This is a genomic window from Vibrio sp. 2033 (assembly GCF_033339735.1).
Genome location: NZ_JAWOVC010000012.1, coordinates 92,700 through 119,052, shown reverse-complemented (window position 1 = coordinate 119,052; position 26,353 = coordinate 92,700). Strand labels below are relative to the sequence as shown.

Sequence of the window (26,353 nt, the reverse complement as noted above, 5' to 3'; positions counted from 1 at the left end):
AACTAAAGAAATCAAAACAAATGGCATACCAGAAGCAAACTGGAAAGCACCTTATAACAGCGACCAGTCATCAGCCTTTATGAAATGATTAGTATTCAACAGGGAGACTCATAATGCGCCTCGATCGCTACGACGTAAAAATTCTACAAATACTTCATGATAATGGTCGTATCACCAAATCTCACCTTGCCGAGGCCATCAACCTATCCGTGAGCCCTTGCTGGGAGCGCGTCAAAAAACTGGAAGAAGCAGGCATCATTGAAGGTTACGGAGCAAAAGTAAATACCGATATTTTGTTCAAACGAACGTCGGTTATGGTTGAAGTTACGCTCAAAGAACACAACGCCCAAGCGTTCAAACGCTTCGAGCAACTGGTTCAACATTCACCAGAAGTCACTGATTGCTATGCCACGGGCGGTGGTATCGATTACATCCTTAAAATTCAGTCAGAAGATATCGACCAATATCAGCGGCTTATCGACAACTGGTTAGACTCAGATGTGGGCATTGAGCGCTACTTTACTTACATTGTGACAAAAACAATCAAACGTGATGCGGGCACATTCGAAGTAAACCAAAACGCTTTGTTATAAAAGGGAAAATGCGTATCAGGCGTGAACAGAAAAAACACCATATTTAACGGCACTAAAAAGAAAGTTCTGACGTTTTAAACCTCGGTATCAGAAATTATTTCGGTCACTTCTCCATTACAGTTTCATTATGGACAACGATGCTGGGAGAAGGACTCATGGCAGCACTGCACAGCTTACACACTGAAGAATTAAAAGCCTCACACGACATGATGGCGATAATGAAAGACGTACGTTTGGTGAGAGGTTTAGCGTACGTGAATGGCAAATGGGTAAGTGGTGATCAATTTCATCCGGTGGATAATCCAGCAGATGGCACGGTCATCGGTTACATCACTAAGCTATCTCAGCAACAACTCTATCAAGCGATTGATGAAGCCGACCAAGCCTTTCGTCAATGGCGAAAAATGCAAGCAGAAGAGCGCGCTGAAATTCTCATGCGTTGGCACGACCTGATTCTAGAATCAAAGCAAGACCTTGCTCATTTGATGGTAATGGAGCAAGGAAAAACACTAGGTGATGCTGTAGGTGAGATTGACTACGGCGCATCCTTTGTTCGTTGGTTTGCCGAAGAAGCACGCCGCTGTTATGGCGAAACCATCCCAAGTCATATTCCGAATGCGCAGCTATCAACGGTGCGCGAGCCAATTGGTGTCGCAGCACTGATTACGCCTTGGAACTTTCCTAATGCCATGATCACACGCAAAGCCGCTGCCGCACTAGCAATAGGCTGTCCGGTGATCATTAAGCCCGCCAGTGAAACGCCTTTTTCTGCGTTAGCGTTGGCAGAGTTAGCAGACCGAGCTGGCTTTCCACCTGGTGTATTTAACGTGATCACTGGCGATGCGGTGATGGTGTCACAAACCTTGTGCCACTCCGATAAAGTCAAAGCGCTCTCGTTCACAGGCTCAACTCGAGTAGGCAAACTATTGCTACGCGACGCGGCACAAACCGTGAAGAAGTGCAGTATGGAGCTCGGTGGTAACGCCCCTTTCATCGTGCTGCCAGATATGGATGTCGAGCAAGCAGCCAAAGCCGCCGTGGATGCGAAGTTTCAAACCGCAGGACAAGACTGCTTGGCCGCAAACCGTATTTTCGTCCCTGACGATAAGTACGAAGCATTTTTGGAAGCATTTGCCAAAGAAATGAGCCACATCGTTTTGGGCAATGGCTTAGACGAAAAAACCACCATGGGACCGCTTATTAATCGCACTGCGGTGGATAAAGCGCATGATTTGGTGCGTGACGCGCTCGACAAAGGCGCGCGATTGGTAGCGGGCTACCACCAGCCCGTACCAGGCGAAAACTTCTTCGCGCCGACATTGCTAGCCGATGTAACCCCTGAAATGGCGGTGTATCGCGAAGAGAATTTTTGTCCTGTGGCAGGCGTATTGCCTTACCAAGACTTAGATACCGTGATTGAAATGAGCAACGACACTGAGTACGGCTTAGCTGCCTATGTTTATGGTCACGATATTCACCAAATTTGGCACTGCATGCGCGGTTTGGAGTTTGGCATGGTGAGCGTGAACTCCGTCAAAATGACAGGGCACCCTATCCCATTCGGCGGCGTGAAACAGTCTGGTCTTGGACGAGAAGGAAGCCGTCACGGATTTGAAGAATACAGCGAAATCAAATACTGCTGCTTAGGCGCTTTACCAACCGTCAGTGGCAGTTGAGGCACGAAATATGGATATCCAATTATTCGAGGAGAAGGATCATGAGTAACAAAACCCAACAACTTATAGAGATCGATCGTCAGAGAGTATTTCATGCCTCAACCCACCTGAAGCAGTATGCGGCCGGGGAGCTTTCGGGAAGAATTATCTCGAGCGGAAGCGGAATACGCATCACCGATTCAGAAGGCATCGAGCTGATAGACGGCTTTGCCGGGTTGTATTGTGTGAACATTGGCTATGGCAGGACTGAAATGGCCGATGCGATTTATGAACAAGCCAAAGAACTGGCGTACTACCACACTTACGTCGGCCATACGAACAAAGCGCTCGTGACACTGTCAGATCGCATCATCAAAATGGCGCCTGAAGGCATGAGCAAAGTTTACTACGGCATGTCAGGCAGCGACGCGAACGAAACTCAACTTAAGTTGGTATGGTATTACAACAATGCTCGTGGTCTACCAGAGAAGAAAAAAATCATTTCGCGTGACCGCGGCTACCATGGTTCAAGTATCGCGTCCGGTTCACTGACAGGTTTACCGTTGTTCCACGCCCATTTTGATTTACCACTTGAGCGTATCAAACACACCATCGCGCCATATTATTATCGCCGTGAAGACGAAAGTATGTCTGAGCTCGAATTCTCTCAATATTGCGCAGATCAACTCGAAGCGATGATCTTGGAAGAAGGCCCAGAAACGGTAGCAGCAATGATTGCAGAACCAGTGCTCGGTACTGGCGGTATTGTGCCACCACCAGCAGGGTACTGGCAGGCGATTCGCAAAGTGCTCGACAAATACGATGTACTCTTGATTGCGGATGAAGTGGTGTGTGGCTTTGGTCGCCTCGGCTCCGATTTTGGCTCACTCCACTACGACATGAAACCAGATCTCATCACGGTAGCGAAAGGGTTAACCTCAGCGTATCAACCGCTGTCTGGCGTGATCGTCGGTGAACGAGTTTGGAGTGTGCTAGAAAACGGCACCGACCAATGGGGCGCTATCGGACACGGTTATACCTACTCTGGTCACCCAATGGGAGCGGCAGCCGCGAACTGCAACCTCGATATCATTGAACGTGAAGGCTTAGTGCAAAACGCGGCCGAAGTCGGCGCTTACTTGCAGCAACGTATGGCAGAGACGTTTAACGATCATCCATTAGTCGGTGATACTCGTGGCGTTGGCTTGTTGCATGCGTTGGAGTTTTCTTCAGACAAGCTTCGCCGAGCACACTTTGATCCAAACTTGAAAGTAGGTCCGCAAATCGCGGCAGCCTGTTTAGAGCAAGGCTTAATCGCTCGCGCTATGCCACATGGTGACATCCTCGGTTTTGCTCCACCGCTTATCGCGAATCGCAACGATATAGACACCATTGTCGACAAAGCGCATCAAGCGGTAAACAAAGTGATGGATAACCTCGTCACATCTAAACAGTGGCAGCCATAACCCACCTAGATTTCAGTAATGCTCGCGGGCTTTGGAGTAGGCCCGCTTTGCACTTTCCATTAAAGAGATAACAAGCCAACCAAACATTTTAGACCCATAGAAAGCACTATTATTTACTACAAGTGGCAATAGTGGGTAAAATGCCCAAAATTGCGCACTAACTGGATAAAACATGGCAAAACTTACCCTTCAAGAACAAATGCTGAAAGCTGGCTTAGTTAATGAAAAGAAACTAAAGAAAGCGAAGAAAGGCTCTAAAAAATCACGCGTTCAAGCACGCGAAGTAAAAGCGGCGGTTGAAGAGAATAAACGCCAACAGTTAGAGCGTGATAAACAATTGAGCGAGCAGCAAAATGCTGAGCGATTAAACAAAGAGATCAAAGCGCAGATCAATCAATTGATTGAGATGAACAAGATCGACTTAAAAGATGGCGACATCAAATACAACTTCACTCACGGTACGCTAGTGAAATCACTTTATGTAGATTCACTTATCCGCGAGCAGTTGATCAAAGGTATTTTGGCAATCGCAATTGTTGGTGAAAGCTATGTTGTCATTCCACGTGGAGTAGCGAATAAAATTGCTCAACGTGATGAGTCCGTCATCATCGAACAAAAAGAACCTGAATCGGACATTCCAGCAGAAGACGATCCATACGCAGATTTCGTCGTGCCTGACGATTTGATGTGGTAACAATAAATAATCGATGCATCAACTAAAAGAGCCGCTGATGTAACATCAGCGGCTCTTTTTATAGAAAAATAATCTACGGAGATGATGTGTTGTTATTGCTTACTTAGTAGCAAATTCGCACCTGATGCGGCTAAAAACAACGAACATCCGCGATTGAAACGTTTCGCCATTTTGGGGTTTGAAAACCAGTGTCTCAAGTACAAACCAAAGATGGCATAGATTGAAATGGCGACCATTTCTAATATCAAAAACGTGGAGCCAAGGGCAAAAAACTGCTCTTGAACGTTGGCATTGGCATCAACAAATTGCGGCAAGAATGCAGTAAAAATAAGAATCGCTTTCGGGTTGCCAGCAGCGAGCGTAAATTCTTGTTTCGCCAGTCCTGCGTAGTTGCGCGAATTGTCCAAGTCAGAGATCGGGCTGGACTCTGAGCGCCAAAGGTTGAACGCAATCCATAGTAGATACAGCGCCCCTACCAACTTTATTGCCAAAAATAGCATTTCTGACGTATACAAAATCACAGCCAGACCTGATGCAGACAACGCAATCATCGCTGAAAAAGCAGCAATTCTGCCTAAACTGGCCGTAAACGCGGCCCTAAAGCCGTAACAACGCGCATTATTCATTGCCAATAAATTGTTTGGGCCAGGAGCCATATTGAGAGCGAAGCAAGCAGGAATAAAAAGGAGAAGCTGCCAAATATCCATAACAAAATGGTCTTAGTGAGTGATTTTGATCGGTACCCTAACATCTGTTAATAAAGTGAGTAAACCACAAACCGATCTTAAAGCAACTCAGCATCAAATCGTGCCGTGCGAGCTTGAACTAACGTGCAGTTCGTTTCAGCCATCAGCTCCGCTAGGGTGATGTTTGGGTTTTGTCTCACCAAACGTATCAACTTCACGTCCAAAGGTTCCAATTTGTCTTGGTGAGCAAGTAGAGCTTGTTCGATCTTGTTGATCGCAAATCGCATCGTCTCTGCTTCTTCGTTTTTGAGATGCTCTAAAAACGCTTTTACATCCAAAGCCTCGCCCGAGATTTGCCAGTGACGAGATCGTCTAATTCGCTTAAGATCGCACTGTTTTTCTGCTGCGAGTGTTTTCGCTCGCTTGGCATGGTCGCCCCCAATACGGTGAATCAAGGATGGGAGCGAAATCGTAATCTTCGTCTCTTTCATGGCCTTTTCTTTCATCGTCTTAGCCCTCAACCACCGACACATTCTCGCCAACCCATGCCAGCAACTGTTTTGCCGCTTTGGATAACACCTGATTTTGACGCACGATGTAACCGAAATCAGTGTTTGGAAAACTTGGCAAAGGCGTAACTTCACGAGAAAGCTTTAATCTCGGATCAAGCGAGAAATCCGGCACAATAGCAGTCCCAAACCCCGCTTCCGCCCAGTCGATTTGTGCTTCCACACTGCCCACTTCCATCACGCGATGCTTAGGCAGATTTAGTTCAGGTAAAGACGCATCAATCAGCTCTCGGGTTCGAGTATCGTGCCCTAGCAGGATCAGCGTCTGGCTCTCTTTTCGATTGTCTTGCCACTCAAAAATGTTATCGCCAAACGCACACCAGTGAATCTGCGTGAGAGGCGTAAAATGCAGCGGTTGACTCTCTTTTTGTGCGATAACAAAGCCGATATCGGCACGCGCACTTTTCACCAAATCCACCGCTTGAGAAGATGTGGTATTGAACAATGCCAAGTCGATCCCCGGATATTCACTTTTGAATTGCTGAAATGGTTTGATAAGCAGTAAACGTGAAACAATATCGCTCGCCGCAATAGAAAGCGTCCCCTGCGTAAGATCGTTGATGGCATTGAGATCCGACTGACAAATTTGCAGCTCATTAAGCATCCGCTGCGCCGTAGCTAACAAACGCTTCCCCGCTTGCGTCAACTGCACGGGATTTCGCTCAATCAATTTCGTGCGCGTGGCTTGCTCCAACTGCTTGATATGCAAACTTACGTTCGGCTGCGTCATGTGCAGTTCCGTCGCTGTTTTACCAAAGTGTTTTACCTCTGCAAGAGTTACGAAGGTTCGCAGCCAGTTCAAATCTAACATTGCCAATTCCGATATGAGATTCTTATCAAGTTAATGAGTATAATTAATTTCTCTTATTATGGCGAACACCTTAAGATTTTTGCATCTGTTTTTGGAGATTAAATTATGTCGTCTATCGTTGTTGTGGGTGCAAACTGGGGTGATGAAGGCAAAGGCCGCATCGTTGACTTTTTGGCAGAGCAAGCTTCTGCGAGCATTCGTTTCCAAGGTGGTAACAACGCGGGTCACACCGTGGTTAACGATCTAGGTACGTTCAAGCTGCACCAGCTTCCAAGTGGCGTATTCAACCCTGACTGTTTGGCAGTGTTAGGTCCGGGTATGGTTATCAGCCCTGCGTTGCTGTCTCAGGAGATTGCGGAAGTTGAAGAAGCAGGCGTAAAAGTGAATATGTGCATCTCTGATCGCGCAACACTGTGTCTACCTCTACATGCACTAGAAGATACGCTAGAAGAACAACGTTTAGGCGACAAAGCATACGGCTCAACTCGTCAAGGTATTGCACCTGCGTACGGTGACCGCGTAATGAAGAAAGGCATCCTAGTTGGTTGGTTGAAGCAACCAGAAGTATTGGTTGAACGCCTTCAATTCATGATGGATTGGAAACTGCCACAACTGCGTGCGCTTTACCCAACATTCGAGTTTGAACAAACCGCTGAAGAACTGGCGAACTGGCTGCTAGAAGTCTCTGCACCTTGGCGCGACTCAATTTGCAACGTAACGCTTCCTCTAAAAGAACTACAAGCGAAAGACAAAACTCTATTGTTCGAAGCGCAGCTTGGCGCGGGTCGTGACCTTGTTTACGGTGAGTACCCTTGGACAACATCTTCTAACGTTGTATCAATGTACGCGGGTATCGGTAGTGGCCTTCCGGCACTTCGTCCTGAACGCGTTATTGCGGTTGCAAAAGCCTTCAGCTCATCAGTGGGTACTGGTACGTTGATCACTGCAATGGAAGAGCAAGACGCTTTCCGCGAACTTGCTGGCGAGTTCGGTGCAACTACGGGTCGTCCACGCGACATGGGCTACTTCGACGCAGTCGCTACGAAAAATGGCGTTGAACTGCAAGCCGCAACTGAAATTGCACTAACGAAAGTAGACTGTTTGACTGGCCTTAACGATCTGAAAATCTGTGTTGGCTACGAAGGCGACCACAGCGAAAACCCAATCTGGCCTCAAACTGCCTCTCTTGCGCCAATCTACGAGAAGATGGAAAGCTGGATCGAGGACATCACAGGTTGTCGTAAGTTTGAAGAGCTTCCAGTAGCAGCACAGAAATACGTTCTACGCATTGAGGAACTCATGGGCGTACCAGTAAAAATGGTGTCTGTGGGTCCTGGTCGTGAACAAATGATTATGCGATAAGATGTGAATTAACACATCATTGGCAAGCGGCTTTTATCTGTTCCGGGGTAAAGCCGCTTTTTTTTACACTGTAAACTTTGGAAAATTACACGGCTAAATTCATATTTAGTAACCTCATCACGAGACTCCTACCGCCTTTATTTATAAATCAATAAATTATAGGGCTTAACACGTTGTGCACGTTACTAGCACATCTCACTTGTTAAAGAAGCACGTCAATTAGGTTAACTGGTTGATTTGATATTCTTTAAGTGATTAGTTGATCACGATCTTCATCTGCAATTTGTTGAACTAGTACTCAAAAAATCTAACCCGCTGTTTTTAGGATAGATGAGTTCCCCAACATCCAACCTAACAGCAGGTGATTCCCATGACGAAAAATCTTTTCCGCCTCAGTACGATAACCCTTGGTTTGTGCCTTAGTTCTTTGTCTTTCGCGCAATCCGATCTTCCGAACATTAAAATTCTTGCCACTGGCGGCACCATAGCAGGCGCAGGTCAATCTGCAACCGAGTCAAACTACACAGCAGGTAAAGTCGGCGTTGAATCATTGATTTCTGCGGTGCCGAGTATGACCAACATTGCCGATATTTCTGGAGAGCAAGTGGTCAGTATCGGTTCACAAGATATGAATGATGAAGTGTGGCTAAAATTATCGAAAAGAGTTAATGAGCTACTCGCTCAAGATGATGTTGACGGCATCGTCATTACTCATGGTACGGATACGTTAGAGGAAACCGCTTACTTCCTTGATCTGACCGTCAAGAGCAAAAAGCCTGTCGTGATCGTTGGTGCAATGCGTCCTTCCACCGCAATGAGTGCTGATGGACCAGTCAACTTATACAATGCAGTCGTAACAGCCACCGATGAAGATTCAGAAGGACGTGGCGTGCTAGTCGCAATGAATGACACGATTTTCGATGCGCGAGATGTGACAAAAACCAATACAACCTCCGTCAGCACTTTCCAGTCAGCCAACTTTGGTGCTATCGGCTACATTCATAATAGCGATGCCAAATATCAACGAAGCCCAGAGCGTAAACATACGACAGAAACCCCATTCGATGTATCAAAGCTTACTAAGTTGCCTAAGGTCGGTATTGTTTATAACTATGCAAATGCCTCCAATTTGCCAGTGAAAGCCTTTGTGGATGCGAAGTTTGACGGCATCGTAAGTGCTGGTGTCGGTAATGGTAACTTGTACCACACTGTGTTTGATGAGCTAGAGAAAGCGAGTAAAGATGGCGTTGTTGTTGTAAGAAGCTCCCGAACGCCTAGCGGCTCAACCACTTTGGATGCTGAAATTGATGACGAAAAATACGGCTTTGTTGCCGCTGGTACATTGAACCCACAAAAAGCACGTATCTTACTGATGCTGTCACTGACTCAGACCAAAAACTATCAAGACATCCAAAAGATGTTCCAATACTATTAATTCTGTCTAAGGTTCATTCGATAGAGGAGGTACACACCTTACCTCCTCTTACACATAGCGACATGAGCGTCTCTTGTTAGCCAAACAAGCGACGCTTCATTCCTGCTTTTTCCAGAATACGCGTAGTAATTTCCTCAACAGACAGAGAGGACGTATTGATATATGGGATCGCCTCTCTTCTAAACAACGCCTCAACAGTGTCTAGCTCCAGCTTGCACTGCTCTGTGCTAGCGTAATCACTTCCAGACAAACGATTTTCACGGATTTCAGTCAAGCGCTCGGGATCGATAGTCAGCCCAAACAACTTATGACGATGGATCTCAAACTCAGGCAACAAACGCATCATCTTCACATCTTCCGCAATGAACGGATAGTTCACAACACGTAAACCAAATTGCATCGCCATGTACAAGCTAGTCGGCGTTTTTCCGCTGCGCGATACTCCCAGCAGGATAATATCGGCTTGTTCCAACCCTTTTAGCGTGATGCCATCATCATGCGCCAATGTGTATTCAATAGCCGCAATACGGTCAAAATAGGTGTCGGAATCTTTCCCCACACTGCGAGAACGCTGCAACTTAGGCTTTGGTGCCATCTGAATGTCGTCTTGCACTTTCTGCACAATACTCTCCAACACATCGTAACTGTATGCCGGCGCTTCAAGCAGCATTTCACGTACTTCTGGAACGACAATTGAGAAAAAGACCAGAGGTTTGACGCCATTGCGCTGGTAGGAAGTTTCAATTTCTTTGACTACGTCAGTAGCTTTGTCCTGGCTTTCTACAAACGGAAAGGTTTTTTCGTTAGGAATGAACGGAAATTGACCGAGAACAACATGCCCTAATGTCTCACATGTTATCGCCGTACCGTCAGAAACATAGAATACATCACGACTTTGGTTATTTATTTGCATTTCTGTTTAATTTTTCAAAATCTTTTGAGTAGGATGGTACACATAATATTAATAAATCAGTTTGGCTTTCAGTTAGGTTCACCACAGCTTTAAAAATTCTTTTGAATTTTTTTCAGCCAGAACGTAATCGTTTGCCTTTGATATCAATCTAAATGAAGCAATGTATGGTCAACGTGTAATAACAGCCAACATGCGATTGTTTAGATCGATTTAAGTCCCCCTACTAAGCTGCAATGTTTCTGGAGAAAGACATGCAAAAGAACACCCTCTGGTTCAATGGCCTATCCATGGATGATGTCGACAAAGTCGGCGGTAAGAATGCTTCACTTGGCGAAATGGTTTCTAACCTAGCAAACGCAGGCGTTTCTGTACCAAATGGTTTTGCGACAACCTCATACGCGTTTAACCAATTCCTTGACCACGAAGGTTTGGATGAGCGTATTCACCAATTACTCGATGAACTAGACGTTGAAGATGTAGAAGCTCTGCGTAAGACAGGTGCAAACATTCGTCAATGGGTATTAGAGGCCCCTTTTCCTGCGGACCTTGAACAAGAAATTCGTGAAAATTACCAAGAACTGATCGAAGGCAATCCTGAGCTTTCAGTCGCAGTTCGTTCATCTGCTACGGCAGAAGACCTACCTGATGCTTCTTTTGCTGGTCAGCAAGAAACGTTTTTGAACGTGAAAGGCATCGACGCAGTACTAGAAGCAACTAAGCACGTTTACGCTTCTCTATTTAACGACCGTGCGATTTCTTACCGCGTTCACCAAGGGTTCGACCACCGTGGCATCTCGCTATCTGCGGGTATCCAACGTATGGTGCGTTCAGATAAAGCCTCGTCGGGTGTTATGTTTACACTAGACACTGAATCGGGTTTCGACCAAGTTGTCTTCATCACCTCTTCATGGGGTCTAGGCGAGATGGTCGTTCAAGGTGCAGTAAACCCTGACGAGTTCTACGTTCACAAGCCAATGCTTGAAGCAGGCGAACACCCAATCGTTAAGAAAACATTTGGTTCTAAGTTGATCAAAATGATCTACTCAGATAACCAAGAAATCGGCAAACAAGTTGATATCGTTGATACTTCTGATGAAGAGCGCAACACGTTCTCATTGAACGACGACGAGATCAAAGAGCTCGCAAAACAAGCAATGATCATCGAAAAGCACTATCAGCGTCCAATGGACATTGAATGGGCAAAAGATGGTATTGATGGCAAGCTGTACGTTGTTCAAGCGCGTCCTGAAACCGTATGTTCACAAACGGAACAAAACGTGATTGAGCGCTACGAGCTACAAAACAAAGCGGATGTTTTGGTTGAAGGTCGTGCAATCGGTCAGCGCATCGGTAAAGGCGTGGTTCGCTTGGTTGACTCTCTGGACCAAATGTCTTTAGTCCAAGAAGGTGACGTGCTAGTTACAGACATGACTGACCCAGATTGGGAACCAGTGATGAAAAAAGCATCTGCAATCGTAACCAACCGTGGTGGCCGTACTTGCCACGCTGCCATCATCGCTCGTGAGCTTGGTATTCCTGCAATCGTTGGCTGTGGCGATGCGACAAGCAAGTTAACCGATGGTGCAACCGTGACCGTATCTTGTTCAGAAGGTGAAACGGGCTATGTTTACCAAGGTGAACTTGAGTTTGATGTAAAACGCTCTTCTGTTGATGAACTGCCACTGCTACCAACAAAAGTGATGATGAACGTGGGTAACCCTGATCGTGCGTTTGACTTCGCACAAATTCCAAATGAAGGTGTTGGTCTTGCTCGTCTTGAATTCATCATCAATAAGATGATTGGTATCCACCCGAAAGCATTACTTAACTTTGATGCACAAAGCGATGAGCTAAAAGCAGAAATCACTCAGCGTATTCGTGGTTACAAAGATCCTATCGATTTCTACGTAAGCAAACTGACAGAAGGTATCGCAACCATTGCTGCGGCATTTTGGCCGAAACGCGTTATTGTTCGTATGTCTGACTTTAAGTCTAACGAATACAGCAACTTGGTTGGCGGTAAAGCATACGAACCGCATGAAGAAAACCCAATGCTTGGCTTCCGTGGCGCGTCTCGTTACATTTCTCCAGTGTTTGAAGACTGCTTCGAGCTAGAAACTCAAGCAATCAAACGCGTTCGTAACGAAATGGGTCTGAAAAACGTTGAAATCATGATCCCATTTGTGCGTACACCAAGCGAAGCAGCATCAGTGATTGATTTGCTAGCGAAGTTTGATCTGCGCCGTGGCGATCAGGGTCTTAAAGTCATCATGATGTGCGAACTGCCATCCAACGCGGTCCTTGCCGATGAGTTCTTGAAGTACTTTGATGGCTTCTCGATTGGCTCAAACGACATGACTCAGCTAACGCTTGGTCTTGACCGTGACTCTGGCGATGTCGCACATCTATTTGATGAGCGCAACCCAGCGGTTAAGGTGATGCTTCAGATGGCGATTGATGCGGCAACAAAAGCAGGCAAATACGTTGGTATTTGTGGTCAAGGCCCATCAGACCACGACGACTTAGCGGAATGGCTAATGGATCAAGGTATTAGCTCTGTATCACTAAACCCAGATACGGTTATCGATACTTGGTTAAAACTCGGTAAAGTTAGCAGCAAGTAACACACGATAAACTCTAGCCCTCACACTCCCCTTGTGAGGGCTTTGTTATTCACACGTCATTTCACAATCAGTTCGTGATTCCTCTCTCAAGTTCGTCATTTAGTCAATTTCATTATCAAAGTCTGATGACCTAAAATGAATGGTATATCGATAACTCCAGAGAGAATTTGATGAAAAAGCCTATCGCACTCCTTACTACATTGATGCTCCTGGCATCCCCTGCTTATGCCGATTGGGATGAAATTTCCAATAAAATGTCTGAGCTTGGCGACGCAGTTTCTGATACTGCACAAGATGCTTGGGACGACACCAAAGCGTTTTCAAAACAAGCGTGGCAAGATTTCACGAACTGGTCCGAGGAAGCGATCAATACCGCAGGCGAATGGACAGAAGCCAGCATCGAGAAAAGCAAAGAATGGATAGATGCTGCCGACAAAAAAATTGATGAGCTGATGGAAGGCGATACGCCAGAAGAAGCTCGCCAAGCCGTGGACTTAATGGCAGATAGCGCTTTGCTCAAGTTATTTAATGAAAAGCCGGAGGCAAAAGCTATTTACGACAACGCGTACGGCTACGCGGTCTTTGATTCTCGTAAATTATCTTTGCTGTTTCACACCAACTCAGGGTCAGGAGTCGCAGTGAATAAGGAAACAGAAGAACGCACTTATATGAATATGTTTGGTTTGGGCGTTGCACTTGGGGCTGGCGGCAAATTTTACCAACAAGTGGTTCTGTTTGAGAGCAAAGAAGACTTTGATACGTTCGTCAACGAAGGATGGGAGGCCACAAGTGAAGCCTCTGCTGTTGCGGGCGAAGATTCAGAGCAACTTTCAAAACAATTTAACAGCGGCGTCGCCGTCTATCAGTTGAACGCTAAAGGTTTGCTCATCGATGCTAACGTGTCTGGTTCTAAATATTGGGTTAACGAAGAGCTCACTAACTCGCAGTAATGCATAGCAACTAATCGCTTAAATAAAACCGTTGTTATGCACCCTTATCAATAAGTTAACGGGGATATGATTCCTCAAAACTGAGCACTTACGCAACTTTCTCTATGGAAGTCACCAGAAGATGGCGACTTCCCTTTCTCGTTGGATTGCTTTTGGTTATGCTTGCGCAAAACCACCTGCAATTCGGTATCCCATGCCTGACAATAACTTTAATAATCTGCTAGCAGAAGCAATTTCTGCTCTTAACACGCCTAACTTTACTCCTAAACTTATGCGTGTCATTCGCACTCTTTTTCATTTTGATTGCGCAGTTATTTTAGGTTACCGAGAAGGTAAACATCCTATTTATCTCTACGACTCAATTGAGAACGAGCGAGAGTTACTTTTTCAACGCTACCTTACTGACTCATTTCAAAATGACCCTTTTTTTCTCAAACTAAACGAGACAAAGCAACAAGGCGTATTTACGCTCAAAGACGTGGCGCGTAGAGGCGTTGACTTCACCTCATACTGCGAGCAGTTCTATCATCAAACAGGGTGGAAAGACGAGCTTAGCATGCTAGTCGAAGTTGAATCTGGCCGTTGGGTCATGCTGTACTTCGGATATATGACTGATGGAAAATACTTTTCTCAGCAACAAATCAATAAGCTAAAGCCCTATTTCCCGATAATTCAGTCGCTTTGTCAGCAGCATTGGAAACAAACGGAATTTACCTTTTCTGAGCCTGTTTTTGCACAGAGTGCTTATTCTGGCAGTATGCGATTAGCCATTGAGCAAGCTTTAGCAACGTTTGGCGTAGAATCACTCACCCGTCGCGAACAAGAGGTGGCTTCGCTTCTCGCTCAAGGGTTTGACACCAAAGAAATTGCCGCGCGGTTACACTTAGTTCAAGGCACGGTCAAAAATCATCGAAAGCGAATTTACTCGCAATTAAATGTGTCTTCATTGAGTGAGTTATTCCAGCTTTTCCTCAATCACCTCATTCTCCATTCAAGATAAAAACTGTCCCTTAAGGGATATATCGAGAAAAGGTGTCGCGTTTTAGTCTAAATGTAACAACCACTATGACAGACAAAAAGAATGACGACACCATTACTGCAAGATTTACAAGATCGTGGCTTGATTGCACAAGCCAGCGATTTGGAAGAAATTCAGACACTTCTCTCACAGCCACAAACCGTTTACTGCGGCTTCGATCCTACAGCTGGCAGCTTGCATATCGGCCACCTCGTGCCTTTGATTATGCTTAAGCGCTTTCAAGATGCCGGACACCAAACTGTTGCCTTGATTGGCGGTGCAACGGGCATGATTGGCGACCCAAGCTTTAAAGCGACTGAGCGCAGTCTGAACTCAGAGGAAATCGTCTCAGGCTGGGTTAACGATCTTTCTAATCAAATTCAGCAGTTGATGAACCACCAACTGACCAAGCCGATGATCATGGTGAACAACGCTGACTGGATGAAAGCGATCAATGTGATCGACTTCTTCCGCGATGTGGGTAAACACTTCTCGATCAATACTATGGTCAACCGAGAATCGGTAAAACAACGCCTGCAACGACCTGACCAAGGTATCTCCTTCACCGAATTTAGCTACGCCCTACTGCAATCGTACGATTTTGCCGAGCTAAACCGTCGATACGGTTGCCGTTTGCAAATCGGTGGCAATGACCAATGGGGAAACATCGTCAGCGGGATCGATTTAACTCGCCGTCAAAATGGTGAGCAAGTATTTGGCTTAACTCTGCCGCTGATCACCAAATCCGATGGTACCAAATTTGGCAAAACCGAAGGCGGCGCAGTGTGGCTAGATCCTAGCAAGACCTCTCCTTACGCGTTCTACCAGTTCTGGCTTGGCGCAGAAGACGCCGACGTTTACCACTTCTTGCGTTACTACACATTCTTGAGCTGCGAAGAAATTGCCAGCATTGAAGCGCAAGACCAAGCAAGCCAAGGTAAGCCACAAGCACAACGTATTCTCGCTGAAGAAATGACGCGATTTGTTCATGGCGAAGAAGGCCTAGCCAGTGCCGAGCGTATCACTCAAGCTTTATTCAGCGGTAATGTGCAACAACTGAGTTTGGGTGAATTAAAACAGTTGGAGTTGGATGGTTTACCAAGCATTGAGAGCACACAACAAGATTTGGTTGAGCTGTTGATTGAGTCGGGCTTAGCAAGTTCGAAGCGTGTTGCACGCGAACACATCAGCAACAACGCCATCAGTGTAAACGGTGAAAAAGTGGCGGCTGATAACCCGAGTTTAAGCTTCCCACTGTTTGATCAATATTGGTTACTGCAACGCGGTAAAAAGCACTTCTGCCTCGTAAAGCGTGCCGCGTAGCAACACTCGCAGTACAAAGCCTATAAAAAATTCCCCTCACCACTTTCGTGATGAGGGGAATCCAAATTTGAACGATTTTAAGCCTAACAATAGGCAAAGACGTTGCTTATTGCGTTCTTAAACGTTGCCAGTACTTTTCGTAAATCGCTAACGTTTCTGCGCCAACATCATTAATAAACTCGCCTTTTTTCATGTCTTCTGATGAAGGGAAAATAGTACGGTTATTTTTCAACTCTTCTGGCAATTTGTCACGCCCAGCGTTCGTTGCCGAGGCATAACCCAAACTGGTCACGATTTCCGCTTGGTTCTCTGATTGGTACATGAAGTTAATAAATTTATGCGCCAATGCTTTGTTTTTACTGCCAGACGGAATAGTGAAGTTGTCCATCCACAATACCGCGCCCTCTTCCGGCATCACGAACTTCAGCTCAGGCATTTCAACCTGTCCTTGGAATGCGTTGCCGTTCCATTGCATGCCGACCGATGTTTCACCGGACACGTAAGGGACTTGCGGCGCATCTGAGTTGTACAGTAATACGTTGTTTTTCAGCGCTACTAGAGAATCAAAAGCCTGCTCGATTTCAGCTTCGTCTTTTGTATTCACGCTATGGCCATTTTTCTTCAGCGCCATACCGAACACGTCGCGGACGTCATCAATCAACATGACTTGTTGTTCGTATTGAGACTCCCATAAGTCTGCCCATTTCGTCACTGGTTGCTCAACTATGGATTCGTTGTAGCTGATCCCTGTAATGCCCCAAATATAAGGCAGAGAGTAATCATTTTTCGGATCGTGCGCTTGGCCAAGTAAGCCGTCCATTGTGTCTTGCATGTTTGGCACTTGAGCGTGATCTATTTTCGAAAGCAGTCCTTCTCGACCCATTTTTTCAATGAAGTACGCAGAAGCAAAAACCACATCGTAACCAGAACCTTTTAGCAATTTTAGCTTGGTATACATTGATTCATTATTCTCAAAGGTCGAATAATTAATCGTAACGCCTTCTTGTTTTTCAAACGCTTTTAACGATGCTTCCGGCAAATAGCCACCCCATGCATAAACGTTCAACGTTTTGCTATCTGCATGAGCAAACATGCTGAGCACAAGAGCACTCAGCCCCAATCCTTTGATGATTAATTTCATGGTATGCGATCCAACCAGTCCAGCGACGCGCTGGGATTCGGGTGCATAATTAGGTAATTATTACCCAATTGAAAGAAAATTTAATTAATCTTTAACAGCAAAAATATTTATCGAATTTATAAAATTAACGCATGTTTTTAATATCGACTGTGCATACCAAAATGATGAGACATTCCATCTTCCATTCGGCCACCTTTCCAGCCACCAGAGCCGAGTAAATTAAGCACATCTTGAGCGGTATAATCGGCACCAGAAAAGAAATCATGCGCCACGTCTGAGCGTATTGCTTGCAACTCTGGTTGGTTTTCCAAATCAAGATGTTGCGGATCCGCATATAATGCCAACGCAATTTTTTGTTGGCACGCGCTTAACTCGCTGGTGCTCGTCTTTACCTGACCAACCGAAAAGTACTCACGACTGCCGTATCCCACCACCAATCTGGTACTCATTAGTTTAATCACTTTCTTAATGCGACGACGTTGTATAAATCTCAACATGTTTTGTTATTCCTGTATTAAGTTGGCTATGGTCGTATTCTTTTGTTCGAATTAAAACACTCTGTTTTATCCGCGAAATTTCTCTAGCGCTTTTCGCGATGATCGGTTGTATAATACGATCCTGAAATATTTTGTTACGTTACCTCGGTAACCCCTGAGACTGCAACATGAACAACAGCAGATGGGTCGGCTTTATAGGCGGCACGATTGTCTTACTTAGTACCTTTATCCTCTTCGGATCTTCCGTCCACGCTGCTTGGTACCGAATCCCTGCGGAAGCCATTCATGGTATCGCCTTCACTTTGGCTTTTGGTTTAGGGTTAAACAGCCTGCTGGCGTACGCGACGGCAGTGATTACTCTTGCTGCACTATTCTACATTGGCTTTGTCGTTAGCTATCGGGTCCATCAGAAACTTAAATAAACTTCTGTCTCAACCTGAGCTTAATAACGGATACTTGGTAACTAAAAAGGGAGCAAACGCTCCCTTTTTAGTTATCAGCATGTAGATGTTCTATGCCCGCTTTAATCATTAAGGTGGCATACCCTCAACGACTGCTGCATACCTGAAACATCATCACCTAAATACTCAACCGTCATTGGAACCTTGGCCAACAGAGTAAAACTAGAGTCACTGAACCTTCCATCAGCATCACTCTCCAAATGAACAAAAAACGCAGGCTTATCCGCAATCAATGTAATTTTCCTCCCTTCAATAGAGACACCTATATTGGCTTTCGCTATCGGCAAGGTTTTTAGCTCGTGAGTACTAAACCATGTGTTGCTTATTCTGTCTTCACCGATTTGCGCTTCAACATAGAAGAAGCCTGACGTAAGTTCATCCTTCTCGATCGATTCATCCAATTGCCACAAAATCGTATTGCTGTCTGCTATGACTGTTTGTTCTAAGCTCCAACATTGCTTTTCTTCCCCTTGCCAATCTACCCACTTAAGCAGTGCGTTGACGCTTGCGGATTCTTTGGCATCATTGAGCAAATGTAGGCTCAACTTGCCTGTATGCTCGGAAAATACCAAATACTGTGGCGCAAAAAATCGCTTCGCATGGTAGTGCAACTGCTTCCATCGACCACTGTATTCCAAACTAGACCAAGAACTGACAGGCCAATTGTCGTTGAGTTGCCAGTACAGCATGCCGCGACAAACTGGAGAAATGGCACGCCAATGATCGCATGCAGTTTTGATCGCGATTGCCTGCTGAACTTGACTTAAATACAGCATGCTCTCGAATCCAGAGGGAAAACGAAAATAGCGCGTGAACATCTCTGTGATAATACTATTACCTCGAGGGTTCTTCTGATGTTGTTCGAAAGTTGGGGATGTAATATTCCAGTCTTGCTCAGGGACAAACCGCTTAACTTCAGCAAAAGATGGCCAAGATTGAAAACCAAACTCAGAGCAAAAACGAGGATTCACGTCAAGGTAGGCACTGAATGATTTTCCTGAATGCCAAACGTCCCAAAAGTGCATATCGCCTTTACTATCATCATGCCACGCATCACCGAAATCCAGTTCACCATTACATGGGGAACTTGGCCAGAAACGGCGAGTGCTATCTTGCTCGGTAATCTCCTTCTCAATCATGCGGTTGAGGCGATCGTAGTTAACCGTGTATTTGACTTTACTGCGCTTAGATTCGTCATACCAACCAATAGCTCCAATCACTTCATTGTCACCACACCAAAGTGCGATTGATGGGTGCTCCTTGAGCCTCGGGATTTGGAATCTAAGTTCTTCTTCTACCTCTTTTAAAAACTCGTCGTTTGATGGGTACAACGAGCAGGCGAATATCATGTCTTGCCACACCAACAAGCCAAGTTCATCACAAAGGTTATAAAAGATTTCACTCTCGTACTGACCACCGCCCCATACGCGAATCATGTTCATGTTGGCGTCAACTGCACTTTGCAAAAGGTTGCGATAACGTGTTTCGCACTCTCGCCCCGGCATTGCGTCAATAGGGATCCAGTTGGCACCTTTAGCATTAATCGGTACGCCATTGACGATAAATTCCATTGCAGAGCCGTGCTCATCAGCTTGGTTATTTAGGGTTAACTGACGCAAACCAATGTTGTGCGTTAACTTTTGCTCTCTGCAAGAAATGGTAATGGGATAGAGATACGCTTCGCCATAACCCGATGGCCACCAGCGTTGAGGCTCCAAAATGTGGAACTGGCAATGATAGTGACCACTTCCTTTTGTTTGAATACATTGACGCTCACCATTAAATTCAACAATCATTTCATGGCGTTGACTGTCCGTTTCCACTTCAACTACTACATCAAGAAACACACTCCCATCGGCTTGCCATTGCTGCTCTGTCGAGAAGCCTTTGAGCCAAAGCTCATTCACAATGTCGATTTGAATGGGGTCGTAAATACCCGATACCATCAAGCAAATGCCCCAGTCCCATCCGGAATGGCATTGTGTTTTGCGGATCAAGTTCATGTGTGGAATTTGGTTGTTGCCCATTGCCGATGGAATAGGAAATGGCAGTTTTTTTGCTCTTGCGATACCTTCTAAATCCGCCCGAGCAAACTCAATCCGAATCGTGTTAGTACCTTGCTTTAAATGCGGTTTAATATCCACACGTTGCTGGGTAAACATGTTGCTGCACGTTAGTGCTAGCTCACCATTAACATAGAAGGTTGCCAATGTATCGACACGAGTTAGCGTCATCCAAATTTGCTTGGCAGACAACGTAAACGCGTCGACTTCAAACTCACGTGAGATATGCCACTCACACTCTTCAATCCATCGAACTTTGTTTTCATTATCGGCAAAATAAGGATCTGGAATCTGCTCTGCTTGTAAAAGCGCCGACACATTATCGCCCGGAATAAACATTGGAATTTCAAGATTGGGACGCTGTGGCGAGGTAAGCATCCACTGCCCGTTAAGTTCGAAGTGAGCCATCGAGTGAAACCTTAGCTTGGGAAAAACATGTTTTCTCAATGTAATCCTGATAATCCCATGCAAAAATAAGGGAAATGTTAATTACATACGAAATGCGGTGCATTTCACGTAAAAACTCTTTCTTTTGATCTCTACCCAAAAATCAGCAACTTGGCTAACCTGTTAAAAATTAATCGAAATCTAAGGTTATATTTGCAACTTCGACATGTTAACATCATCGGCTTTTTGAACATCCTCACACTTTTCGTTGAAACGATGTGAGGGGAAATGCACGGCTTCATAGCCCTAAAAAGCGAAGTAATTATGTCAAATATGACGAATGCCGCCTCCCACACAGCGCCTATTCAGGATGCTGACTATTCTGCTATTCATCCCCCATCTTTACTCAAGCGCCTCGAACTCACCAATCCTGTCTTTTGGTTAAGTGGTAGCTTCCTCACTCTATTCGTTTTACTTGCTCTAACGAATACCGACTCTCTAACCGCAATGGTTAACACCGGCTTCGGCTTTGCTACTAAATATTTCGGAGCTTACTGGCAAGTACTGCTTCTTCTGAATTTCCTAATTGGTTTGGCTCTTGCGTTTGGTCGCACTGGTTATGTGCGCCTAGGTGGTCTAGCGAAACCTGATATTGATAACTTTAAGTGGTTGTCAATCGTACTCTGTACTCTACTTGCAGGTGGTGGTGTATTCTGGGCTGCTGCTGAGCCTATCGCCCACTTTGTGACTGCTCCGCCTCTATACGGGGAAGCCTCACCGAAAACTGCCGCAATCAATGCCCTATCTCAGTCTTTTATGCACTGGGGCTTCTTAGCTTGGGCGATCCTTGGTGGTCTATCTTCCATTGTCTTAATGCACTTGCATTACGATAAAGGCCTGCCTCTTAAGCCGCGTACTCTGCTTTACCCTGTGTTTGGTGATAAAGCCATTAAAGGCTGGATTGGTGATGTTGCTGACGCATGTAGCATCATTGCCGTAGCGGCAGGAACCATCGGTCCTATCGGCTTCTTAGGTTTACAAATTAGCTACGCGCTAAATTCATTGTTTGGCCTGCCAGATACGTTCGTAACGCAAAGTATGGTTATTATGGCGGCGATCCTGATGTATACCCTTTCTGCACTAAGCGGTTTGAGCAAGGGTATTCAAATCGTCAGTCGTTACAACATCATTTTGTCTGTACTGTTAATTGGTTACATCCTGTTCTTCGGGCCGACAAGCTTTATCGTTGATGGCTACGTGCAAGGCGTTGGTCGTATGGTGGATAACTTCTTCCCTATGGCACTTTACCGTGGTGATACAGGCTGGCTAAGCTGGTGGACAGTATTCTTCTGGGGTTGGTTTATCGGTTATGGCCCAATGATGGCGATCTTTATTGCTCGTATCTCTCGTGGTCGTACAATTCGCCAATTAATCATGTCTATTAGCATCGCGGCACCGCTGATTACTTGCTTCTGGTTTAGTATCGTTGGTGGCAGTGGCCTTGCGTTTGAACTTGATAACCCTGGTTTGATTTCATCTGCGTTTGAAGGCTTTAACTTGCCCGCAGCACTGCTAGCGATTACTGGTGAATTACCTTACCCAATGATCATTTCGGTTCTGTTCCTGATCTTAACGACAACATTTATCGTGACGACAGGTGACTCGATGACTTACACAATCAGTGTAGTGATGACGGGCTCAACAGAACCAAACGCAGTGATTCGCTCGTTCTGGGGGCTGATTATGGGTATTGTCGCTATTGCGCTTATCTCAATGGGCTCTGGTGGTATTTCTGCATTGCAGTCTTTCATTGTGATTACCGCCGTGCCTGTGTCTTTCATTTTGCTGCCAAGCATTTGGAAAGCACCCGGCATTGCAAGCAGAATGGCGAAAGAGCAAGGCCTCGTTTAAACCGCCTCTCTAACCAATATGCGAAAAAGAGCCCTTCATTGGGCTCTTTTTAATTCTGCGCTTTATCCTACGCTATCAATGCGAATCATCACTGCGTCTGGACGCCAATACTCGAATTCGCAGTCCATTAAATGCCCATCTTGTTTGTAGTTTACCCGCCGAATTTTCAGAACGGGTTGTCCTTCAGCCAAGTTCAACGCTTTAGCGACATGAGCAGGTGCTGACGTTGGAATCACATCAAAACGAGAGCGCTTTGTCTCGTAACCATACTTCTCACGATAAATGCCCGTCAGGGACATGGTGAGGTTCTCAGACAATATACCTTCAAACAGTGCCGCTTTGAGCACGTTCTCAACAAACAATACCGCTCGCCCATCAATAAAACGTAACCGTTCAATCACATAAATTGGGGTAATTCGCTCAACCTCTAACGATTTTGCGTATTCACCTGCAGCCATTTCACTTCGTACGTTGAGTAACTTGGTTTCTGCAATACGATGCTGCTCTCGAATCATCTGATGGAAGTGAGAACGAGACAACGGGTTGTAACAGATACGCTCAGGAGATACATACCAACCCCGGCGCTCTTCTCGATAAATAAGACCTTCCGTTTCCAAAGACACCAACGCATCTTTGATTGTGATTCGAGTCGTAGAAAACAGCTCACTGAGCTCTCTCTCTGACGGCAGTTTTTGTCCTTCCGACATGATGCCGGAAAGAATCTGCTGTTTTAAGCTGCTTCTAATTTTTCCTAATTGGGTACCAAATTGTCCGGTGCCTGTCGCTCTCATTCTGATCTAGTCCAAGGATAATTTGACGAATAACATAAGGCGTTTACGTAACAAAAATATGACATTAATCAACAGAACACATACTGAACGTATGAAATATAAGTGCCATATAAAATCAGCAAAACTGTCAAATTACTTGCGCTAAATCGTCACATTCCATCCATAGCATACAAAGCGAACTTACTGACCTAGTCCAGAAGGATGGAGACAATGAAAACTTTGCTAAGTCGTTCAATTACCGCACCAGCGGCAATCATTGCGGTAACGCTCGCTACGCCAACAGTAGCGAAAGAAGCCGATATTGAATCTTTGGTAGCAGCAGCACAAAAAGAAGGGGCGGTTTACAGTGTGGGTATGCCTGACAGTTGGGCAAACTGGAAAGACACTTGGGCTGATTTAAAGTCAAATTACAACCTTAAGCACCAAGACACGGATATGAGCTCGGCTCAAGAAATCGCAAAATTCGAAGCTGAGAAGAAAAACGCGACCGCAGACATTGGTGACGTAGGCTTTGCCTTCGCACGTGTAGCGGTTAAAAAAGGCGTCACTCAGCCATATAAACCAACAACTTGGAATGACATCCCAGATTGGGCAAAAGACGAAGATGGTCATTGGGCACTTGCTTACACTGGCACTATTTCTTTTATCTCCAACAATAACCTCGTAAAAGACGCGCCAAAAACGTGGGATGACCTATTAAAAGGCGACTACAAAGTGACCGTAGGTGACGTAGGCGTAGCAGCACAGGCAAACAACGCGGTTCTCGCCGCAGCGTTCGCCAACGGTGGGGACGAATCCAACCTCAAGCCTGCGCTCAAATTCTTTTCTGAACTCGCGAAGCAAGGTCGTCTTTCATTTACCGATCCGAACATCGCCAACCTAGAAAAAGGCGAAGTTGAAGTGGCGATCATGTGGGACTTCAATGCATTGAACTACCGCGACAAAATTGACCGCGACCGCTTTACAGTGAGCATTCCTCAAGATGGCTCTGTGATTTCTGGTTATACAACCATAATCAATAAATACGCGAAGAACCCTAATGCAGCAAAGCTTGCTCGTGAATACATCTTCAGCGATCAAGGGCAAATCAACTTAGCAGGAGGTTATGCGCGTCCAATCCGCACCAACATCACACTGCCTCAAGCAGTGCAAGACAAGCTAATTGCTAATGACCAATACAGCAATGTTCACCCAGTGACTGACTTCTCAGCTTGGGAAAAGTCCGCACGTAAGCTGCCACGTCAATGGCAAGAAAGTGTCTTAATCCACCAGCAATAAGAGTAAGTCATTATGAGCAATAAGGTCATCCTTGTTGTTCTAGATGGACTGAACTATCAGGTAGCCCGTGATTGCATGGGCTACCTCAATGGTCTTCTAGAACAAAGTCGTTCCCAACAAGAAACTCGCGCAACGCTTTATCCTGTGCAGTGTGAGCTACCCTCTATGTCTCGCCCACTTTATGAGTGCATTTTAACGGGCGTTCGCCCTGTAGAAAGCGGCATCGTAAACAACAATATCGTTCGTCTATCCAAACACGATTCCATTTTCAGTTTGGCAAAAGCCCAAGGAAAAGTGACCGCTGCGGCTGCCTACCACTGGGTAAGTGAGCTTTATAATCGCACACCATTTGAACCTGTTCGCGATCGTTTCACGCATGATAAAACCCTGAATATCCAGCACGGCTGCTTTTACCATTGGGATCATTATCCTGATGAAGCCTTGTTCCTGGACGCAGAGTATTTACGTCGCAACTATCAACCTGATTTCTTATTAATCCATCCGATGAATATCGACGATACAGGACATAAGTTTGGCCTAGACTCTCGCCAATACCGCAATTGTGCGCGAGGTACAGACATTATTCTTTCCAACTACATCGATCAATGGCTTGCTGATGGGTATCAAATCATTGTGACCAGCGATCATGGCATGAACAACGATCTTTCTCACGGTGGGATTTTACCTGAAGAGCGAGAAGTTCCCCTGTTTGTCATTGGTGATAAGTTTACCCATCAAGATTGCCATATTAAGCAAACTGATATTTGTGGCACCGTTTGTCAATTGCTAAACCTTGACCACACGAAGCCATACACTCAGGAATTGTTAGCACTATGAGCAGTTCAGTCCTCTCTCCAAGCTCTAGCGAATCACGTTCAAATTTGGCAAGTACTTGGTTAAAGCGCTTTAAGCCAGCCATTTGGTTGGCGCCTTTCGCACTGTTTTTCTATCTATTTCAACTCGCACCGATGATTTGGGTACTGTTAAACAGCTTTATCTACGATGGCGAGTTTGCCTTCGATAACTACATTGAAGTGCTCGACTCCGCCTTTATGATGCAGGCGTTTGGCAACAGTTTGTGGTTAGCTGTATGGTCGAGCATTTTTGGCTTAGCCATTGCGACTCTGTTGGTCTCTTCTCTGCGCAGAGTCGATTCTAAAGTCCGCGACGGTGTGATTGCGTTTACGAACATGAGCAGCAACTTTGCAGGCGTACCTCTGTCATTCGCTTTTATTATTATTTTGGGCACCAATGGGGCGATTACCCTTTTGCTCAAGCAGTATGGCTTACTCGGTGATTTCGACCTTTATGGTAAATGGGGCCTGCTGGCCATTTACATCTACTTCCAAATCCCGCTGGCGGTGTTGTTGCTCTACCCTGCGTTCGACGCGTTGAGCGATGATTGGCAAGCAGCTGCTGCGCTACTGGGAGCCAAAACATCACAGTATTGGGCGAAAATCGCGCTGCCAGTGCTCTCACCAGCCTTATTCGGTACCTTTATTATCTTAATAGCCAACGCAATTGGCGCATATGCGAGTGTTTATGCGTTGACCTCCGGTAACTATAACGTCATCACAATTCGAATTGCGAGTCTGGTATCGGGAGACCTGTTCCTTGAACCTAATCTCGCCGCTGCAATTTCGGTGATTCTAATGGCGTTACTTGCCTTTATCACAGTGATTAACCAATGGCTCATTTCGAAAAGCTATGCAGGTAGGAAGTAGT

At 45.6% G+C, this 26,353-nt stretch carries 23 protein-coding genes; 15 read left to right on the top strand and 8 right to left on the bottom strand.

Features of this window, described 5'->3' with window-relative positions:
• Positions 1-113 precede the first annotated feature (113 nt).
• The 4 genes from R7P74_RS16005 (at position 114) to R7P74_RS15990 (ending at position 4,408) form a co-directional block, all read left to right on the top strand.
• On the top strand, positions 114-593 hold the full coding sequence (locus R7P74_RS16005) for an Lrp/AsnC family transcriptional regulator (protein WP_005387046.1): 480 nt from the start codon (positions 114-116) through the stop codon (positions 591-593).
• A 155-nt stretch (positions 594-748) separates the two neighbouring features.
• Positions 749-2,269: an NAD-dependent succinate-semialdehyde dehydrogenase gene (locus R7P74_RS16000; protein ID WP_031781093.1), complete on the top strand. Its 1,521-nt coding sequence runs from the start codon at positions 749-751 to the stop codon at positions 2,267-2,269.
• Between the two features lie 41 nt (positions 2,270-2,310).
• Positions 2,311-3,714 (top strand): aspartate aminotransferase family protein, encoded by a 1,404-nt coding sequence (locus R7P74_RS15995; RefSeq protein WP_262634387.1) that lies wholly within the window; start codon positions 2,311-2,313, stop codon positions 3,712-3,714.
• Between the two features lie 172 nt (positions 3,715-3,886).
• Entirely contained in the window at positions 3,887-4,408 is a 522-nt protein-coding gene (locus R7P74_RS15990) for a DUF2058 domain-containing protein (protein WP_017633576.1), read from the top strand.
• 92 nt (positions 4,409-4,500) lie between these two features.
• Here R7P74_RS15990 and R7P74_RS15985 read toward each other — a convergent pair whose 3' ends face one another.
• The 3 genes from R7P74_RS15985 to R7P74_RS15975 all read right to left on the bottom strand — a co-directional run bounded on the left by R7P74_RS15985 (position 4,501) and on the right by R7P74_RS15975 (position 6,474).
• Complete coding sequence (locus tag R7P74_RS15985) at positions 4,501-5,115, bottom strand: LysE family translocator (RefSeq protein ID WP_017633575.1); 615 nt, start codon at positions 5,113-5,115, stop codon at positions 4,501-4,503.
• A gap of 77 nt (positions 5,116-5,192) precedes the next feature.
• Positions 5,193-5,585 carry a ribosome recycling factor family protein gene (locus R7P74_RS15980; protein ID WP_017819813.1) on the bottom strand — a complete coding sequence of 131 codons (393 nt, stop codon included), beginning with the start codon at positions 5,583-5,585 and terminating at the stop codon, positions 5,193-5,195.
• 19 nt (positions 5,586-5,604) lie between these two features.
• Positions 5,605-6,474, bottom strand: coding sequence for a LysR family transcriptional regulator (locus R7P74_RS15975; RefSeq protein ID WP_005373812.1), 870 nt, complete (start codon positions 6,472-6,474; stop codon positions 5,605-5,607).
• Between the two features lie 105 nt (positions 6,475-6,579).
• Between R7P74_RS15975 and R7P74_RS15970 the strand changes: the two genes are divergently transcribed.
• On the top strand, positions 6,580-7,836 hold the full coding sequence (locus R7P74_RS15970; RefSeq protein WP_238967291.1) for an adenylosuccinate synthase: 1,257 nt from the start codon (positions 6,580-6,582) through the stop codon (positions 7,834-7,836).
• Between the two features lie 370 nt (positions 7,837-8,206).
• Complete coding sequence (gene ansB / locus R7P74_RS15965; RefSeq protein ID WP_262635728.1) at positions 8,207-9,271, top strand: L-asparaginase 2; 1,065 nt, start codon at positions 8,207-8,209, stop codon at positions 9,269-9,271.
• A 76-nt stretch (positions 9,272-9,347) separates the two neighbouring features.
• Here ansB and ppsR read toward each other — a convergent pair whose 3' ends face one another.
• On the bottom strand, positions 9,348-10,184 hold the full coding sequence (ppsR, locus tag R7P74_RS15960; RefSeq protein ID WP_005373820.1) for a posphoenolpyruvate synthetase regulatory kinase/phosphorylase PpsR: 837 nt from the start codon (positions 10,182-10,184) through the stop codon (positions 9,348-9,350).
• A gap of 251 nt (positions 10,185-10,435) precedes the next feature.
• On the opposite strand from ppsR, the gene ppsA reads away from it, so the two are divergent.
• The 4 genes from ppsA (at position 10,436) to tyrS (ending at position 16,099) form a co-directional block, all read left to right on the top strand.
• On the top strand, positions 10,436-12,808 hold the full coding sequence (ppsA, locus tag R7P74_RS15955; RefSeq protein WP_318122969.1) for a phosphoenolpyruvate synthase: 2,373 nt from the start codon (positions 10,436-10,438) through the stop codon (positions 12,806-12,808).
• 170 nt (positions 12,809-12,978) lie between these two features.
• Entirely contained in the window at positions 12,979-13,758 is a 780-nt protein-coding gene (locus tag R7P74_RS15950; RefSeq protein WP_005373824.1) for a hypothetical protein, read from the top strand.
• Positions 13,759-13,951: 193 nt separating this feature from the next.
• Positions 13,952-14,758, top strand: a complete 807-nt coding sequence (locus R7P74_RS15945; protein WP_225473914.1) for a response regulator transcription factor — start codon at positions 13,952-13,954, stop codon at positions 14,756-14,758.
• 81 nt (positions 14,759-14,839) lie between these two features.
• Positions 14,840-16,099 (top strand): tyrosine--tRNA ligase, encoded by a 1,260-nt coding sequence (tyrS, locus tag R7P74_RS15940; RefSeq protein ID WP_222712040.1) that lies wholly within the window; start codon positions 14,840-14,842, stop codon positions 16,097-16,099.
• 106 nt (positions 16,100-16,205) lie between these two features.
• On the opposite strand, the gene R7P74_RS15935 is transcribed toward tyrS, so the two are convergent.
• Together R7P74_RS15935 and R7P74_RS15930 are read right to left on the bottom strand one after the other, a co-directional pair.
• Entirely contained in the window at positions 16,206-17,240 is a 1,035-nt protein-coding gene (locus R7P74_RS15935; RefSeq protein ID WP_054577719.1) for an ABC transporter substrate-binding protein, read from the bottom strand.
• Positions 17,241-17,377: 137 nt separating this feature from the next.
• On the bottom strand, positions 17,378-17,737 hold the full coding sequence (locus R7P74_RS15930) for a DUF6559 family protein (RefSeq protein WP_054577718.1): 360 nt from the start codon (positions 17,735-17,737) through the stop codon (positions 17,378-17,380).
• A 167-nt stretch (positions 17,738-17,904) separates the two neighbouring features.
• Here R7P74_RS15930 and R7P74_RS15925 point away from each other — a divergent pair, with 167 nt between their 5' ends.
• Positions 17,905-18,159 carry a hypothetical protein gene (locus tag R7P74_RS15925; protein ID WP_005387084.1) on the top strand — a complete coding sequence of 85 codons (255 nt, stop codon included), beginning with the start codon at positions 17,905-17,907 and terminating at the stop codon, positions 18,157-18,159.
• Positions 18,160-18,260: 101 nt separating this feature from the next.
• Here the strand turns inward: R7P74_RS15925 and R7P74_RS15920 are convergent, their stop codons facing one another.
• On the bottom strand, positions 18,261-20,669 hold the full coding sequence (locus R7P74_RS15920; RefSeq protein WP_318122968.1) for a beta-mannosidase: 2,409 nt from the start codon (positions 20,667-20,669) through the stop codon (positions 18,261-18,263).
• A gap of 303 nt (positions 20,670-20,972) precedes the next feature.
• On the opposite strand from R7P74_RS15920, the gene R7P74_RS15915 reads away from it, so the two are divergent.
• Positions 20,973-22,559, top strand: a complete 1,587-nt coding sequence (locus tag R7P74_RS15915; protein WP_005373846.1) for a BCCT family transporter — start codon at positions 20,973-20,975, stop codon at positions 22,557-22,559.
• A 62-nt stretch (positions 22,560-22,621) separates the two neighbouring features.
• Here the strand turns inward: R7P74_RS15915 and R7P74_RS15910 are convergent, their stop codons facing one another.
• Entirely contained in the window at positions 22,622-23,350 is a 729-nt protein-coding gene (locus tag R7P74_RS15910) for a UTRA domain-containing protein (RefSeq protein ID WP_005387087.1), read from the bottom strand.
• 210 nt (positions 23,351-23,560) lie between these two features.
• Between R7P74_RS15910 and R7P74_RS15905 the strand changes: the two genes are divergently transcribed.
• Genes R7P74_RS15905 through R7P74_RS15895 form a run of 3 tightly spaced genes read left to right on the top strand, consistent with a single transcriptional unit; the run spans position 23,561 to position 26,352 of the window.
• A complete protein-coding gene (locus R7P74_RS15905; RefSeq protein WP_318122967.1) occupies positions 23,561-24,628 on the top strand; it encodes an ABC transporter substrate-binding protein in 1,068 nt (355 codons plus the stop codon).
• Positions 24,629-24,640: 12 nt separating this feature from the next.
• Entirely contained in the window at positions 24,641-25,465 is an 825-nt protein-coding gene (locus R7P74_RS15900) for an alkaline phosphatase family protein (RefSeq protein ID WP_318122966.1), read from the top strand.
• On the top strand, positions 25,462-26,352 hold the full coding sequence (locus tag R7P74_RS15895; RefSeq protein WP_017633568.1) for an ABC transporter permease: 891 nt from the start codon (positions 25,462-25,464) through the stop codon (positions 26,350-26,352). Before R7P74_RS15900 ends, R7P74_RS15895 begins: the two co-directional genes overlap by 4 nt.
• Position 26,353: the final 1 nt, after the last annotated feature.

Bases quoted from the DNA above. Each gene is read 5' to 3' on its own strand.
- R7P74_RS16005 (WP_005387046.1), top strand. From the start codon at position 114: ATGCGCCTCGATCGCTACGACGTAAAAATTCTACAAATACTTCATGAT.
- R7P74_RS16000 (WP_031781093.1), top strand. From the start codon at position 749: ATGGCAGCACTGCACAGCTTACACACTGAAGAATTAAAAGCCTCACAC.
- R7P74_RS15995 (WP_262634387.1), top strand. From the start codon at position 2,311: ATGAGTAACAAAACCCAACAACTTATAGAGATCGATCGTCAGAGAGTA.
- R7P74_RS15990 (WP_017633576.1), top strand. From the start codon at position 3,887: ATGGCAAAACTTACCCTTCAAGAACAAATGCTGAAAGCTGGCTTAGTT.
- R7P74_RS15985 (WP_017633575.1), bottom strand. From the start codon at position 5,115: ATGGATATTTGGCAGCTTCTCCTTTTTATTCCTGCTTGCTTCGCTCTC.
- R7P74_RS15980 (WP_017819813.1), bottom strand. From the start codon at position 5,585: ATGAAAGAGACGAAGATTACGATTTCGCTCCCATCCTTGATTCACCGT.
- R7P74_RS15975 (WP_005373812.1), bottom strand. From the start codon at position 6,474: ATGTTAGATTTGAACTGGCTGCGAACCTTCGTAACTCTTGCAGAGGTA.
- R7P74_RS15970 (WP_238967291.1), top strand. From the start codon at position 6,580: ATGTCGTCTATCGTTGTTGTGGGTGCAAACTGGGGTGATGAAGGCAAA.
- ansB (WP_262635728.1), top strand. From the start codon at position 8,207: ATGACGAAAAATCTTTTCCGCCTCAGTACGATAACCCTTGGTTTGTGC.
- ppsR (WP_005373820.1), bottom strand. From the start codon at position 10,184: ATGCAAATAAATAACCAAAGTCGTGATGTATTCTATGTTTCTGACGGT.
- ppsA (WP_318122969.1), top strand. From the start codon at position 10,436: ATGCAAAAGAACACCCTCTGGTTCAATGGCCTATCCATGGATGATGTC.
- R7P74_RS15950 (WP_005373824.1), top strand. From the start codon at position 12,979: ATGAAAAAGCCTATCGCACTCCTTACTACATTGATGCTCCTGGCATCC.
- R7P74_RS15945 (WP_225473914.1), top strand. From the start codon at position 13,952: ATGCCTGACAATAACTTTAATAATCTGCTAGCAGAAGCAATTTCTGCT.
- tyrS (WP_222712040.1), top strand. From the start codon at position 14,840: ATGACGACACCATTACTGCAAGATTTACAAGATCGTGGCTTGATTGCA.
- R7P74_RS15935 (WP_054577719.1), bottom strand. From the start codon at position 17,240: ATGAAATTAATCATCAAAGGATTGGGGCTGAGTGCTCTTGTGCTCAGC.
- R7P74_RS15930 (WP_054577718.1), bottom strand. From the start codon at position 17,737: ATGTTGAGATTTATACAACGTCGTCGCATTAAGAAAGTGATTAAACTA.
- R7P74_RS15925 (WP_005387084.1), top strand. From the start codon at position 17,905: ATGAACAACAGCAGATGGGTCGGCTTTATAGGCGGCACGATTGTCTTA.
- R7P74_RS15920 (WP_318122968.1), bottom strand. From the start codon at position 20,669: ATGGCTCACTTCGAACTTAACGGGCAGTGGATGCTTACCTCGCCACAG.
- R7P74_RS15915 (WP_005373846.1), top strand. From the start codon at position 20,973: ATGTCAAATATGACGAATGCCGCCTCCCACACAGCGCCTATTCAGGAT.
- R7P74_RS15910 (WP_005387087.1), bottom strand. From the start codon at position 23,350: ATGAGAGCGACAGGCACCGGACAATTTGGTACCCAATTAGGAAAAATT.
- R7P74_RS15905 (WP_318122967.1), top strand. From the start codon at position 23,561: ATGAAAACTTTGCTAAGTCGTTCAATTACCGCACCAGCGGCAATCATT.
- R7P74_RS15900 (WP_318122966.1), top strand. From the start codon at position 24,641: ATGAGCAATAAGGTCATCCTTGTTGTTCTAGATGGACTGAACTATCAG.
- R7P74_RS15895 (WP_017633568.1), top strand. From the start codon at position 25,462: ATGAGCAGTTCAGTCCTCTCTCCAAGCTCTAGCGAATCACGTTCAAAT.